This window comes from Pseudomonas sp. 1L-C-7-B-C1, from assembly GCF_057291635.1.
Genome location: NZ_JBXAWH010000007.1, coordinates 229,346 through 242,440, shown reverse-complemented (window position 1 = coordinate 242,440; position 13,095 = coordinate 229,346). Strand labels below are relative to the sequence as shown.

Sequence of the window (13,095 nt, the reverse complement as noted above, 5' to 3'; positions counted from 1 at the left end):
ACCTCTCTGTATCACCCGTGAAACAACGCGAAAGGCCAGGGATGGCCTTTCGCCAATTTGGAAGAATAATAATGGTAATGAGAAACGTTCTTTGTTACATTTTCACGCTTTTTTGACATAAGCGGTCAATTTTGGGGCGTTGCCCCGTGTGATATCAAAGGGAGGGGGAGTTCGGATGGCGAGCAATAACAAGGGTCAATTCAAGGTCAATGCCTTGGCAGCACTGGTCGCAACGGTCGCCTGCCATGGCGCGGCCTGGGCCGCGGATGCCCCGGCCAAGGCCGAGCAGGGCGCCACCATCGAACTGCAGAATTCGATGGTCACCGGGGAAGCGCCCGAAGGGGAGCAAACCGTCGGCTATCAGGTGAAAAACAGCACGGCCGGCACCAAGACCAGCACACCGCTGTCGGAAACCCCGCGCTCGGTGTCAGTGGTGACACGCCAGCGCATTCAGGATCAGGGCTCGCAAACCCTGACCGACATTCTCGGTTATGTCCCCGGCATCTTCGCCCCGCCATTCGCCGTCGGCGACGGACTCGCCGGCGACCTGTTCTCCATTCGCGGCTACAACGCCACTGACTACGGTTACGGCCTGCTCAAGGACGGCCTGCGTCTGCAAGGCAACCGCTACGACACCACTACCGAACCCTACGGCCTGGAGCGCACCGAAGTGTTCCGTGGCCCGAGCTCGATCCTTTACGGCGAAAACGCACCGGGCGGGCTGGTCAACCTGGTCAGCAAGCGCCCGACCGAAACCGCCCAGGGCGAAGCCAAATTCACCTATGGCAGCAACAACCGCCGCCAGCTGTCCCTCGACGTCTCCGGCCCGCTGACCGACGACAACCGCGTCCTCGGCCGCGTGGTCATGCTCGGCCGCAACGCCGACACCCAAGTGGATTCAGTACCGGACGACCGCATTTATATCGCGCCGTCGATGACCTTCAACTTCGACGAAGACACCGCGCTGACCCTGCTCTCGTCCTACCAGCGCGACCGCACCAAGCTGCTGCTCGGCTACCCCGCCGCAGGCACCTTGCTGAACAACGTCAACGGCAAGATCGGCAAGGACCAGTTCAACGGCAACCCGAACTGGGACGACTTCGAGCGCGAAACCTGGACCCTGGGTTACGAGTTCAAGCACCAGCTCAACGACACCTGGCAGTTCCGCCAGAACTCACGGTTCATGGAATCGCGTCTGGACCGTCACGAGACCTGGCCGAATAACCTGAACAATCGTGGCTTCGGCAGCACGCTGAGCAGCACGGCGTACGACCGCGACAATAAATCGGTCACTTACTCGGTAGACAACCAGTTTGAAGGCCACTTCACGTCCGGTGCCCTGGATAACACCCTGTTGTTGGGCGTGAGCTACGACCGCACCTCGTTCAATCAGGACTGGAATGCAGGGCTCGGCGGAACCTACAACGTCTTCAATCCGGTGTTTTCGTCGGTTCCTCCGAGAACCACGCAATACGTGCAGAACTCGCAACTCGACCAGCACATGTATGGCACCTACACGCAGCTGCAAAGCAAGTATGACAACTGGATTTTCCTGCTGGGCGGCCGCCAGGACTGGGTTCACAGCGAATACCGTAACCGCGCCAGCGCCGCGCGTGCGGGCAGTGCTGCCGTTGCCGGCACCGATCTGGATGGATGGGATAACGAGTTCAGCTGGCAAACCGGATTGATGTACCAGTTTGAAAACGGCTTGTCGCCGTATGTCAGTTATTCCACTGCGTTTACCCCGGCACAGCAGTCGTCGAGTCCGACCGGAGGGCTGTTCGATCCGATCAAGAGCGAGCAGTACGAGATGGGTCTGAAGTATGAGCCGAGGGGCTGGAACACGACCTTCAGCGCGGCGGTGTTCAATCTCACCAAAACCGATGACGTCGTGCCCGATAGCACCGGTTTCAGCCGTCAGGTCGGCAAGAGCGAGTCCAAGGGCGTCGAGCTTGAGATGAACAGTGATGTGACGAAGAACCTCAGTTTGACGGCGTCGTATACGTACACCGATGCCCGCGTGACCAAGGACACAGCGGGTTCTCTGTTCAAGGATCATCAGTTGACCGGCATACCGCGTAATCAGGCGAGTACGTGGGCGACGTATCGGTTCCTGGATGGTCCGATGAGCGGTTTCCATGTGGGTGGCGGGGTGCGTTATTTCGATAATACGTTCGCGTATACCGCGCCGACGCTGTACGGGAAGTTGAAGACGGGTGATGTGACGCTGGTGGATGCGTTGGTGGGGTATGACATCGATAAGCATTGGTCGGTGGATGTGAATGCGAAGAATCTGTTCGACAAGGAGTATGTGAGCGGCTGCAATAACGCGGGTCGGTGTTATTGGGGCGAAGAGCGTACGGTGCTGGGCACTGTGGCGTTCCGCTGGTGATTTGCCAGTCATGGCATCGCTAAAATCAAAGTCGTCTGCCTGGGGGCAGACTGTTTCGCCTTCGGCGACTTACTTTTGAAAAGCACCAAAAGTAAGCAAAAGTGCCTGCTCCTGGTTGGGCCCGACTTCGTCGGGTTCCTTCACTCCGGTCCCGCTCCGTGGGCCCGCTGCCATCCGCCATCCATGGCGGGGGGCAGCTCTCGCCGCATCCCTGCGGCTCGGCCCACTGCGCGAGACCTCCGTTCAGCCTGCACCCAAGTCGCGATGGGTGTCGTTTGGACTTCCTGCGTATGAAGATCAAAAGCAACGGCAACGGCAACGGCAACGGCCTACCGGCTGAAGCCGGTCCCTCAGTCGAGGTCGCCGCGATGCTTGCTGACTGCACGCGCTGCTTTTAGTGGGGCCGGCTTCAGCCGGGAAGGCGTCGGCAGTCACACTGCGAGATTGATGGCGACCTTGCTGATCATTGAATACAGCCCTCACCGGTTGTATCCATCTAACAGTCGAGGTCGCCGCGATGCTTGCTGACTGCACGCGCTGCTTTTGTGGGACCGGCTTTAGCCGGGAAGGCGTCGGCAGTCACACTGCGAGATTGATGGCGACTTTGCTGATCATTGAGCTGCGGCCCAACGCCCGATCTATGGAAGCTTGCCGCCTGAATTGCACTTTTTGGCCGTGAGCCGTTCTGACCTTGGCCGGGACGCGGCGATTCACGCGGCGTCCAGTTCGTTGAAGCTTGGGATTGATGCTCGCCGTGTTCACTGTTTTTTCCGTTTGCCGACGCCTTCGAGCGCTGTTCGCCCTGTGCATTTTTGGGCTCGGCGCGGCAGGTTGTACCCGCCAGGACGGTCAGGATGTCGCCACGCAGTTCAGCGAGACGCGCCCCCAGGAGTTTTTCCAGACCAGCGTGGACCGCATGGCAACACTGGCCATGCGCGATAACCTCGACAGCCTCTATTTGCTGATGAACAAGCTCTACCTGCGCAACCCTGGTGAGTGGCGCAAGTCCGGCTTTGTTGACGCCGCCGCCGCAGAGCGCAACGTGCGCGAGGCCATTGAGCAGCGAAAGCCGTTGCCGCAGCTGGGCACCCGGCGCGACCTTGCGGCGCTGAGCTACGCCCTGAGCCCGGAGTTTCTCGGCGATCGCGTGGGCGCCTTCATTTATGCCATTGGCAGCATGCTGGTCACGGCCCACGGCGGGCGCTTTGAATTCTTCATGACCGACCAGATCAACCCGACCTTCGTCAGCAACGCCGCGCGCAATATCGAGAAGGCGACCTGGCTGCTGAGCCAGCGCCAGAACGCCAATGGCGAGCTGTTGCTGTTCTCCAACGAGATTTCGGAGGAGGGCAGCAACCTCAGCTTCGCCACCGAATTTGGCAAGATCGTGGCGCGCCTTGATCTGCTCACCCAGATGCTCGACGAGCGATATAGACGCATCGGCTTGAATTACGCCCAGAGCCTGCTGTTCCTGAACTTCCTGCCAGTGCAATGACGCCCCGCTGCGCGGTGAAAAAACCTTTCCGCAGCCCCTCATCCTTGTCGACTTCCGGTCGATAGCTCATCAGGAGTACGCAAAACAATTACAAAATATTTGGCATGGGGTCGACGATGTTTAAAACAGTGCAGGCGCGCTACACGGTCATATTTGTGGCCTTGATTGTGGTGATCGCGGTGATCACCGAGCAGGGCATCGTGCATCTGGTCACGCCCAAGGTCCGCGCGACCCAGGAGCAGGTGGTGCTGAGCCAGGTCGACCAGATCGGTTCGCGCATCCTCTCGGACCTGGCCCGCGTCGAGGCCCAGTCCCGGGCGATCACCCAGGCGGTGCCACTGCTGGACAGCGATGGCATCGACAAGGTGCTGCCAGGGCTGGTCGATCAATATGGCGATCAGAAAGTCTTTGGTGGCGGCGTCTGGCCGATGCCGGACAAGCGCACCCCGGGGCGCAACAAGCACAGCTCGTTTGTCCACCGCGACGGCAGCGGCCAGTTGGTGGTGAGCACGTTCTGGAACTCCGACCCTGCACCCAACTACTGGGAACAGCCGTGGCACCGTGCCGGGCAGAACGCACCCAAAGGCAAATGCGCCTGGGCCGCTGCCTATCAGGACGAAGCCAGCCCGCAGCCGCGCACCAACTGCGCGATGGGCATCTACAAAGACGGCGCGCTGTACGGCGTTTCGACCATCGACGTTACCCTGGGCTTCTTCAACGGCCTGATCCAGGAGAAGGAAAAAGACATTCAGGGTCAGGTGATGATCGTCGAGCGTGACGGCAAGATCCTCACCAACCAGAGCCGCATCCCCGGCGAAATCATCCTCAAGAACATTTCCGGCTTCAGCGGCCAGTCGATGTTCGCCAAGGCCATTCAGGAGGGGCTGGGCAAGATCTCCGGCGACGCTGTGTATTCCCAGGAATACATTGACCCGCAACTGGGTGACCTGACCTTCTTCCTGCGACCGGTCGCGGGCACGCCGTGGGTCATCGCCACGTCGCTGCCGACGGCCATGCTCACCGCCAGCAGCACCGAAGTGCTGAAGACCCTGGGCTGGTTGCAGATCCCGCTGGTCATTCTGCTGCTGGTGGTGCTGGGCTTCGCCTTCCACCGTCTGCTGGCACGCCTGACCGTGCTGCGCACCAACATCGACGCGCTGTCTTCGGGTGAAGCCGACCTGACCCGCCGTATTCCCATCAAGGGCCAGGACGAGCTCGACGCTGTCGGCCATTCGGTCAACAAGTTCATTGCCTTCCAGCAAGCCATGATTGTCGAGGTGCGCAGCGGCACCGAGCAGATCTCGGCCGGGCTGGTGCAGTTGCAGGACCAGTCGCGCAACATCAACCAGATCCTCAACCGTCACGCCTCGGAAACCGATCAGGCCGTGACCGCAATCAACGAGATGAGCGCCACCGCCGACAGCGTCGCCGAGAGCGCTACGCAGACGGCGAGCTTTACTCAATCGGCGAACGATGCCGCCCAGCGTTCCCGTGACGTCGTCGACGAAGCGTCGGTCAGCGTGCGGGCGTTGGTGGCGGAAGTCGAAGACGCCACCAAATACGTGCAGGAAATGCAGGTTGACGCCAAACGCATCACTGACGTGCTCGGGGTCATCGGCGGCATCGCCCAGCAAACCAACCTGCTGGCCCTGAACGCAGCCATCGAAGCCGCGCGGGCCGGCGAGCAGGGCCGAGGCTTTGCGGTGGTGGCCGATGAGGTGCGGGCGCTGGCCGGTCGCACTCAGCAGAGCACGTCGGAGATCAACGAGATGCTCGCGCGGCTGGAGCAGGGCGTGAGCACCGCCGTGGGCGCCATGGAAAAAACCAAGGTCAGCTGCCAGTCGACCGCGGACCGCACGTCGCGGGTCAACGAAGGCCTGGATGGCATGGCCGGTTCGGTGCTGCGCATCCATGACCTGAGCGCGCATATTGCAACCGCGGCGGAGGAGCAAAGCGCGGTGACCGAGGAGATCAACCAGAACATGATCGCCATTCGGCACATGGTCGGTGAACTGGTGGGCTGTGGTCAGCAGACCGACACGAGCGTTGACGCGCTGATGGCCTCCAACGAGCGGCTGGTGGCGATGATCGATCGCTTCAAGGTTCGCTAAGCAGCGACCCATTCACTGCGCAAAACAAAGCCGGAGCCCATGAAGCTCCGGCTTTTTCGTCTGAGGGCTCAGTAGCTTTCGCCGCGAATGTATTCCTGCATTTTTTCGATCAGCCTAGCCTGCTCGGCGATGGCCGCCTTGACCAGGTCGCCAATGGACAGCAGACCGATCAGCCGGCCTTCGTCCACCACCGGCAAATGGCGCAGCCGGCGGTCGGTCATGATGTTCATGCAGTGCTCGATCGTGTGCTGCGAACCCACGGTCAGCACCTCGTGGGTCATGATGTCACTGACCGGCGTGCCGACCGAGGCGCGGCCCTTGAGCTCCATCTTGCGGGCGTAGTCCCGCTCGCTGACGATGCCGACCACCTTGCCGGCCCGGACCACGGGCACGGCGCCGATGTTTTTCTCGGCCATCAATTTGATCGCCTCGATGACCATCTGTTCGGGCCCGACGGTATGGACGTCAGCGTGGTGTGAGTCTTTCAACTTCAGTAGTTCGGCTACGGTCGTCATGCTGGCCTCTCCGGCGCGTTTCTTGTGAGCACGGCCCGTCTGGCCGTGCATAGAGAATCGTCGAGAGATGGCATTCCGGCAAGTTTGAAAGCGCCATGCAGCGCCCCAAACGCGCCATGCCGGCGCGGGGAGTCGATGCCGGAAAGATCAGACAGGCCCGTCAGAGGGCTTGCGCCGGGGGCGGGAGATCACTGATTCGATGTTCTTGCGTCCGATCAGCAGCGGGCTTTTGGCTTTGCGCGAGGCCGGCATGTCGGCCAGCCATTTGTACATCACCAGGCAATCCACCAGCCCGAGCCGGGCATGGCGGTAAGCGCGGGGCAGGCGACCCACCACCTCGAAACCGAGTTTCTGCCAGAGTGCGACGGCGACTTCGTTGGTGGCAACGACGGAGTTGAACTGCATGGCCGAAAAGCCGCTGTCCAGCGCCAACTGCTGGGAGTGCTCACACATCAGGCGCGCGACGCCACGACCCCTCGCTGCCGGGGTGACCATGTAGCCGCAATTGCTGACATGACCGCCAGGGCCGGCGGCGTTGGCCTTGAGGTAAAAACTGCCGAGCAGCACGCCGTCTTCTTCAGCGATCAGGGTGTGCAGCGGGTACTCCAGCCACAGGTGCCGGGCTTGCTCGACGGTCAGGTCGGGGGCGTAGGCGTAGGTTTCCTGCGCCCGGATCACGGTCTGGAAGGTGGGCCAGAAGACCTCGAAGTCGTCGGCGGTCATGGGGCGGATGTGGATCATGGGTGGGTTCCGGAATTTCGGGGAGAGGCTGGTGTGGAAATAACTCTTCCAGGCACAACGTTGTTCTGCAGCGAACGGAATACCTGTGGGAGCGAGCTTGCTCGCGAAGAGGCACGTTCGGCCTGCGCATCTCTGGCGGCAGTGATGCCGCCTTCGCGAGCAAGCTCGCTCCCACAATTGGGCGCCCACAGGGCGTGGTGCAGTGTCATGCCTGAAGTATGACCACAGGCGGATACAGTGTTATGAAACAACCCGATAGCAGGGCACATACGCCGCGCCGCCCGGCAGTTTCATCCGGTGCTGTTCGACGAAAGCCTGCAGCAGCTTGTCCAGGGGCTGCATCACTTCGGCGTCGCCGTGGATTTCATACGGGCCGTGTTCCTCGATCAGGCGAATGCCCTTGTCCTTGACGTTCCCCGCCACAATCCCGGAGAACGCGCGGCGCAGGTTGGCCGCCAGTTCGTGGGGCGGCAGGTCGCGACGCAGTTGCAGGCTGGCCATGTTGGCGTGGGTCGGGTCGAACGGACGCTGGAAGCTCTCTTCGATCTTCAGCAGCCAGTTGAAGTGGAACGCGTCGGCGCGGTCGCGGCGGAACTGGCGCACCGACGCAAGGCCCAGGGTCATCTGCCGCGCCACTTCCGACGGGTTGTCGATGATGATCTGGTAATGCTTGTGCGCTTCTTCGCCCAGCGTGGCGCTGACGAACGCGTGCAATTGCTCCAGGTACGGCGCGGTGCTTTTCGGGCCGGTGAGAATGACCGGGAACGGCAGGTCCTGGTTGTCGGGGTGCATGAGGATGCCGAGCAGGTAGAGGAATTCCTCCGCCGTGCCTGCGCCCCCCGGGAAAATGATGATGCCGTGGCCGACCCGCACGAAGGCTTCCAGGCGCTTTTCGATGTCCGGCAGGATCACCAGCTCGTTGACGATCGGGTTCGGCGCTTCGGCCGCGATGATGCCCGGCTCGGTCAGGCCCAGATACCGGCCGCCGGTGATGCGCTGCTTGGCGTGGGCAATGGTGGCGCCCTTCATCGGGCCTTTCATGACGCCGGGGCCGCAGCCGGTGCAGATGTCCAGCTTGCGCAGGCCCAGCTCGTGGCCGACCTTCTTGGTGTATTTGTATTCTTCGGTGTTGATCGAGTGGCCGCCCCAGCACACCACCATCTTCGGTTCGACGCCGGGGCGCAGGGTGCGGGCATTGCGCAGCAGGTGGAAAACGTAATCGGTGATGCCCTGGGAGCTGCTCAGGTCAATGCGCTGGCTGTCGAGCTCGCTCTCGGTGTAGACGATGTCGCGCAGGGCGCTGAAGAGCATTTCCCGGGTGCTGGCGATCATCTCGCCGTCGACGAAGGCGTCGGCCGGGGCGTTCAGCAGTTCGAGGCGCACGCCACGGTCTTGCTGGTGAATGCGCACTTCGAAGTCCTGGTAGGCCTCTAAAATGGTTTTCGCGTTATCGACATGGGCGCCGGTGTTGAGGATGGCCAGGGCGCACTGGCGGAACAGGGTGTAGATGCTGCCGGAGCCTGCGGCACTGAGCTGTTGGACTTCGCGTTGCGACAGGGTTTCCAGGCTGCCTTTCGGGCTGACCGAAGCGTTGATGACGTGTCTTGGAGCCATTCTTGATTCCTTGAAAGCGGTGCCGGGCGCCGCGAAGGGGCAGGGCACGAATACAGTGAACGTCCGGGACGCTCACCCATGGGGCCATTTTTTACATCGGTTGGTCAGGAAAGCAAACGTTGTGAGCGTGAATCTGGAAATTTCCCGTGACCCCGGTATGCTGCTCCTCGACGCCCAGACCCATCGGCCTTCCCGACGCTATGATCTTCAACTTCACGATTTTTCTCCTCACACTTGTCGCCATGGAAGGTGTCGGCTTTCTCGCCCACAAGTACGTCATGCACGGCTGGGGCTGGTTCCTGCACAAGTCCCACCACGAAGAACACCTCGGCGCGTTCGAAACGAACGACCTTTATCTGCTGGCGCTGGGCCTGGTGGCGGTCGCGCTCATCGTGGCCGGCAACAGCGGCCATGATCCATTGCAATGGATGGGCGCCGGCGTCGCGGCGTTCGGCCTGATCTACGTGCTGGTTCACGACGGCATGGTCCATCGCCACTGGCCTGCGCGACCACGGCCGCGCAGTCGCTACCTAAAACGCCTCTACCACGCGCACTTGATGCACCACGCGGTGAAAGGCCGACGCAACAGTGTGTCGTTCGGCTTTCTCTACGCGCCCTCGGCGGCCACCCTGAAAAGGCAGTTGCGCGAGCATCGCTCCGCCCCACGTGACGAGCGTGGCCGAGACATGACCGGCGCTGCCATGGGCACGGATTTGCAGAACGGTTGAACGGCGCCCACGCCGAACCTGTCATTAATTTCATGGGCGTCACGCTGTTCACCGGCGTGTTGCTGTCGTAGAACTGACGGTCAGTCGTCTCACGCTGCTAATCCAACTGAATTTTCTATCCGGAGAACCCCATGACTCAAGCATCGACCCAGGCAACGGGCAAGACCATCACGTTCAAGCGCCCGGACGGCAAAGAACTGAGTGGCTACCTGGCCAGCCCGGCCAAGACCGAAGGCGCACCGGCCGTGGTGGTGATTCAGGAATGGTGGGGCCTGAACGATCAGATCCGTGGCGTGGCTGATCGGCTGGCGGCGTGCGGTTATCTGGCGCTGGTGCCTGATCTTTATCGCGGCGAAATGACGGTCGAGGAAGAAGAAGCCCACCATCTGATGGACAAACTCGACTTCGCCGATGCCGCCAACCAGGACATCCGCGGCGCCGTGCAGTACCTCAAGGGCCACAGCCAGAAAGTCGGTGTCACCGGTTTCTGCATGGGCGGCGCGCTGACCCTGCTGGCACTCAACTTCATCCCCGAGCTGTCCGCCGGCGTGGTGTTCTACGGCATGCCGCCGCTGGAATTCCTCGACCCTGCCGCGATCAAGGTGCCGGTGATGGCGCACTGGGGCACCCAGGATGAATTCTTCCCGGCGGACGGCGTCGATCAGCTCGAAGCCAAGCTCAGCGAAGGCGGCGTTGACATCGAATTCCATCGCTACCTGGCGCACCACGCCTTTGCCAACGAAACCGCCGTCGGCCCTGGCCGGATTCCGGGCACGCAATACGATCCGGTCTGGGCGCAACTGGCCATGGATCGCACGCTGACGTTCTTCGGCCGCACATTGTGGGGCTGAGCGGGGCTTTAGGCGCGGGCATCAGCCTGCGCTGAAACCGCCATCCACGGTCAGGGTCACGCCGTTGATCATGGCGGCGTCGTCGCTGAGTAAAAAGGCGATGGTCGCGGCGATTTCCCCGGGCTGAACGAAGCGGCCCAGGGGAATCCGCGATAGCATCGCGCCGGCCTTGACCGGGTCGCTCCAGGCCTTGTCCGCCATCGGCGTCAATGTCACCACAGGGTTGACGCTGTTGACCCGTATGCCGTGGGGCCCTAGCTCGATCGCCATTACCCGAGTCATGGCATCCAGCGCGGCTTTCGACGCGCAATACGCCAGATGGTCCCGTGTACCGACCGCGGCCGCCAGGCTTGAGACGTTGACGATGGCGCCCGGCACACCGCGGGCGATCAGGTCGCGGGCGACGACTTGCGCCACGACCATGGGCGCCCGGGTGTTTACCGCCATCAAGTGATCGAAAGTCTCGACCGATGTGTCGAGAAACGATTCCAGCTCGACCACCCCCGCGCAGTTGACCAACAAGTCGATGGGCAGCACCGATGCCACGGCCGCGCGGGTGGCGTTTACGTCGGCCAGATCCGCCACCGCCGAGTGTGCGCAAGAGGCCAGGTCCTCCGGATTGCGCCCCATGGCGATCACCTCTGCACCGCATCGCTCCAGCCACTGCACGGTTTCCCGGCCAATGCCCTTGCCCGCGCCGGTGACCAGAATCCGCTTGCCGGCAAAGTCATAATGGGCCATCGCGATCGCTCCAGAAGGGGATTTATTTGTCCTGATCGAGCAGTTGCCGGGCCGCGCTTTCGTCGATGACCAGCTCGTGGACGAAATTGCGCAGCAGCACCGCGCGAATGATGTCGGCCTTGTATGGCCCGCCAGAGACCAGCACGACTTTTTTGATTCGCCGCAGGTCTTCGAGATCCAGGGAGACGGCGCGACGATTCAGCGGGTGATCGACTTCGATGCCGTCGCGGTCCAGCCAGCGGCCGAGCAGGTCTCCGACGGCACCGGCGGCACGCAGCGAGCGCGCGTCCTCATCGTTGACCAGCCCCAGTTCCAGCATCAGTGAGCGCTCGCTCAAATCACCGACGGTGAGCAACGCCAGGTCGGCCTGCCGCGCCTTGCCGAGCACGGCTTGCACCGAGGCCTCTTCGAGGTACATGTCGCGGTACTGCTCTGAAGGTGCGAACACCGGCGCGGCGAGGTAGTACCAAGAGCCGCCAAACAGCCCGGCAAAACTTGAGGCGATCTCCACCGTGTTGTTGGCCGAGCCGTAATGCAGGCCGCCGAGCAGCGACAGCACGGTCAGGTTCGGCAACGCCCGCGCCGACAGTTCACGCACGGCCTGGCGCAGGGTGCGGCCCCAACCCACGGCGACGATGCTGCCGTCGACGAGGTATTCCTCGATGCTTGGCGCGATGCCGACGCCGAGCACACGGAAGATGCTCGACGGATCGTCCGGCGAGGGCACGACGGTGACGCGACGCAGGCCGAAGCGGTTCTGCAGATGCTCTTCCAGTTCGATGCAGGCCGCCAGCGGTGAGGTGATGCGAATCTGCACGACCCCGGTTTCCCGGCAGGTCGCCAGGGCCTTGTTGACCCGTACGCGGGTGATGCCCAGCCGGTCGGCGATCTGCTGCTGGGTCATGCTGTTGACGTAGTAGGACCAGGCGATGCGGATATTGAGCTGATCCTCGGCGCTCACCGTTTCGGTGGTGAAGGGGGTGTCCGGGTAAAGGTTCTGCACGGCGGTGTCCTTACTGTGGCCGGTAACGCGAGGCGTCTATTTCACGGCGCCCATGGTCAGCCCTTGTACCAGATGCTTGGAGACCATCAACGCGAAAATGATCACCGGGAACACGATCAGTGTGCCGGTGGCCATGATCTCGCCCCAGGGCAAGTCGTAGCCGCTCATGAAACTGGTGGCGGTTACCGGCGCGGTGCGGGCGGTATTGCGCGTCAGCACCAGCGCATAGAGCAGCTCGTTCCAGGAAAAGATGAACGAGAAGATCGCTGACACCGCCACCCCCGGCATCGCCAGCGGCAAGGCGATGCGCCAGAAGATGGTAAAGCGGGACGCGCCGGAAAGTCGCGCGGCCTCGTCCAGGTCCTTCGGCACGCCGCGAAACTGGTCAGTGCAGATCCACACGACGATGGGCAGGTTGAAGGTGAGGTAGATCAGGATCAGCACCAGATGGGTGTCGATCAGGCCCATATTGCGCGCCATCAGAAAGATCGGCAGCGCCACGACAATCGGACTGAGCATGCGGTTGGTGATGAACCAGAACCACAGGTCTTCCTTGCCCTTGAATTCGAACCGCGCCAGGGCGTAGGCCGCCGGTGTGCCGAGGCCCACGGCGAGCACGGTGGTGCAGACCGCGACGATCAGCGAGTTGCCAAGGCTGTGCAGCACGTCGCGCTCGAACAGCACTTTTACGTAGTTATCCAGGTGCGGGGTGAAGGCCCAGATCGGCGGCGAGGCGAGGGCTTCGGCCTGGGTCTTGAGGCTGGTGGCGACCATCCAGTAGAACGGAAACACCGCAAACAGAAAGATCGCCAGCAGGCCGACCAGATGCCAGGCATTGACCCTTTTGCGTGGGCGAGCGAAAGCGGGAGCGGCCGGGTGTTTTGCAGCGGGTACGGTGGCCATG

At 62.1% G+C, this 13,095-nt stretch carries 11 protein-coding genes and 1 pseudogene; 6 read left to right on the top strand and 6 right to left on the bottom strand.

Annotated features, from left to right (window positions below):
* The first annotated feature begins 175 nt into the window (after positions 1-175).
* The 4 genes and pseudogenes from AC0Z8Z_RS13350 (at position 176) to AC0Z8Z_RS13335 (ending at position 5,998) form a co-directional block, all read left to right on the top strand.
* Positions 176-2,392 carry a TonB-dependent siderophore receptor gene (locus AC0Z8Z_RS13350; RefSeq protein ID WP_172612615.1) on the top strand — a complete coding sequence of 739 codons (2,217 nt, stop codon included), beginning with the start codon at positions 176-178 and terminating at the stop codon, positions 2,390-2,392.
* 793 nt (positions 2,393-3,185) lie between these two features.
* Entirely contained in the window at positions 3,186-3,887 is a 702-nt protein-coding gene (locus AC0Z8Z_RS13345; protein WP_122624891.1) for a hypothetical protein, read from the top strand.
* Between the two features lie 104 nt (positions 3,888-3,991).
* Positions 3,992-5,125 (top strand): annotated as a pseudogene (locus tag AC0Z8Z_RS13340) (HAMP domain-containing protein); the annotation flags it as partial.
* Positions 5,126-5,152: 27 nt separating this feature from the next.
* Positions 5,153-5,998, top strand: coding sequence for a methyl-accepting chemotaxis protein (locus AC0Z8Z_RS13335; protein WP_420793089.1), 846 nt, complete (start codon positions 5,153-5,155; stop codon positions 5,996-5,998).
* A gap of 68 nt (positions 5,999-6,066) precedes the next feature.
* Here the strand turns inward: AC0Z8Z_RS13335 and AC0Z8Z_RS13330 are convergent, their stop codons facing one another.
* The 3 genes from AC0Z8Z_RS13330 to ppnN form a co-directional block, all read right to left on the bottom strand.
* The gene (locus tag AC0Z8Z_RS13330; protein ID WP_485619423.1) at positions 6,067-6,513 is read right to left on the bottom strand and encodes a CBS domain-containing protein; all 447 of its coding nucleotides are present in this window, start codon (positions 6,511-6,513) and stop codon (positions 6,067-6,069) included.
* Positions 6,514-6,660: 147 nt separating this feature from the next.
* Complete coding sequence (locus tag AC0Z8Z_RS13325; RefSeq protein ID WP_485619422.1) at positions 6,661-7,254, bottom strand: GNAT family N-acetyltransferase; 594 nt, start codon at positions 7,252-7,254, stop codon at positions 6,661-6,663.
* A gap of 240 nt (positions 7,255-7,494) precedes the next feature.
* Positions 7,495-8,868 (bottom strand): nucleotide 5'-monophosphate nucleosidase PpnN, encoded by a 1,374-nt coding sequence (gene ppnN / locus AC0Z8Z_RS13320; protein ID WP_065991552.1) that lies wholly within the window; start codon positions 8,866-8,868, stop codon positions 7,495-7,497.
* A gap of 200 nt (positions 8,869-9,068) precedes the next feature.
* Here ppnN and AC0Z8Z_RS13315 point away from each other — a divergent pair, with 200 nt between their 5' ends.
* Positions 9,069-9,596: a sterol desaturase family protein gene (locus tag AC0Z8Z_RS13315; protein ID WP_485619457.1), complete on the top strand. Its 528-nt coding sequence runs from the start codon at positions 9,069-9,071 to the stop codon at positions 9,594-9,596.
* Between the two features lie 131 nt (positions 9,597-9,727).
* On the top strand, positions 9,728-10,447 hold the full coding sequence (locus tag AC0Z8Z_RS13310; protein WP_485619421.1) for a dienelactone hydrolase family protein: 720 nt from the start codon (positions 9,728-9,730) through the stop codon (positions 10,445-10,447).
* Positions 10,448-10,468: 21 nt separating this feature from the next.
* Here AC0Z8Z_RS13310 and AC0Z8Z_RS13305 read toward each other — a convergent pair whose 3' ends face one another.
* The 3 genes from AC0Z8Z_RS13305 to AC0Z8Z_RS13295 are packed head-to-tail and all read right to left on the bottom strand — an operon-like array spanning position 10,469 to position 13,094.
* Positions 10,469-11,188 (bottom strand): SDR family oxidoreductase, encoded by a 720-nt coding sequence (locus AC0Z8Z_RS13305; protein ID WP_485619420.1) that lies wholly within the window; start codon positions 11,186-11,188, stop codon positions 10,469-10,471.
* 22 nt (positions 11,189-11,210) lie between these two features.
* Positions 11,211-12,191 carry a sugar-binding transcriptional regulator gene (locus AC0Z8Z_RS13300; RefSeq protein ID WP_485619419.1) on the bottom strand — a complete coding sequence of 327 codons (981 nt, stop codon included), beginning with the start codon at positions 12,189-12,191 and terminating at the stop codon, positions 11,211-11,213.
* A 36-nt stretch (positions 12,192-12,227) separates the two neighbouring features.
* Positions 12,228-13,094 (bottom strand): carbohydrate ABC transporter permease, encoded by an 867-nt coding sequence (locus tag AC0Z8Z_RS13295; protein WP_122534601.1) that lies wholly within the window; start codon positions 13,092-13,094, stop codon positions 12,228-12,230.
* Position 13,095 lies beyond the last annotated feature (1 nt).

Excerpts from the sequence above, each read along its gene's own strand:
- AC0Z8Z_RS13350 (WP_172612615.1), top strand. The coding sequence starts at position 176 with ATGGCGAGCAATAACAAGGGTCAATTCAAGGTCAATGCCTTGGCAGCA.
- AC0Z8Z_RS13335 (WP_420793089.1), top strand. The coding sequence starts at position 5,153 with ATGATTGTCGAGGTGCGCAGCGGCACCGAGCAGATCTCGGCCGGGCTG.
- AC0Z8Z_RS13330 (WP_485619423.1), bottom strand. The coding sequence starts at position 6,513 with ATGACGACCGTAGCCGAACTACTGAAGTTGAAAGACTCACACCACGCT.
- AC0Z8Z_RS13325 (WP_485619422.1), bottom strand. The coding sequence starts at position 7,254 with ATGATCCACATCCGCCCCATGACCGCCGACGACTTCGAGGTCTTCTGG.
- ppnN (WP_065991552.1), bottom strand. The coding sequence starts at position 8,868 with ATGGCTCCAAGACACGTCATCAACGCTTCGGTCAGCCCGAAAGGCAGC.
- AC0Z8Z_RS13315 (WP_485619457.1), top strand. The coding sequence starts at position 9,069 with ATGATCTTCAACTTCACGATTTTTCTCCTCACACTTGTCGCCATGGAA.
- AC0Z8Z_RS13310 (WP_485619421.1), top strand. The coding sequence starts at position 9,728 with ATGACTCAAGCATCGACCCAGGCAACGGGCAAGACCATCACGTTCAAG.
- AC0Z8Z_RS13305 (WP_485619420.1), bottom strand. The coding sequence starts at position 11,188 with ATGGCCCATTATGACTTTGCCGGCAAGCGGATTCTGGTCACCGGCGCG.
- AC0Z8Z_RS13295 (WP_122534601.1), bottom strand. The coding sequence starts at position 13,094 with ATGGCCACCGTACCCGCTGCAAAACACCCGGCCGCTCCCGCTTTCGCT.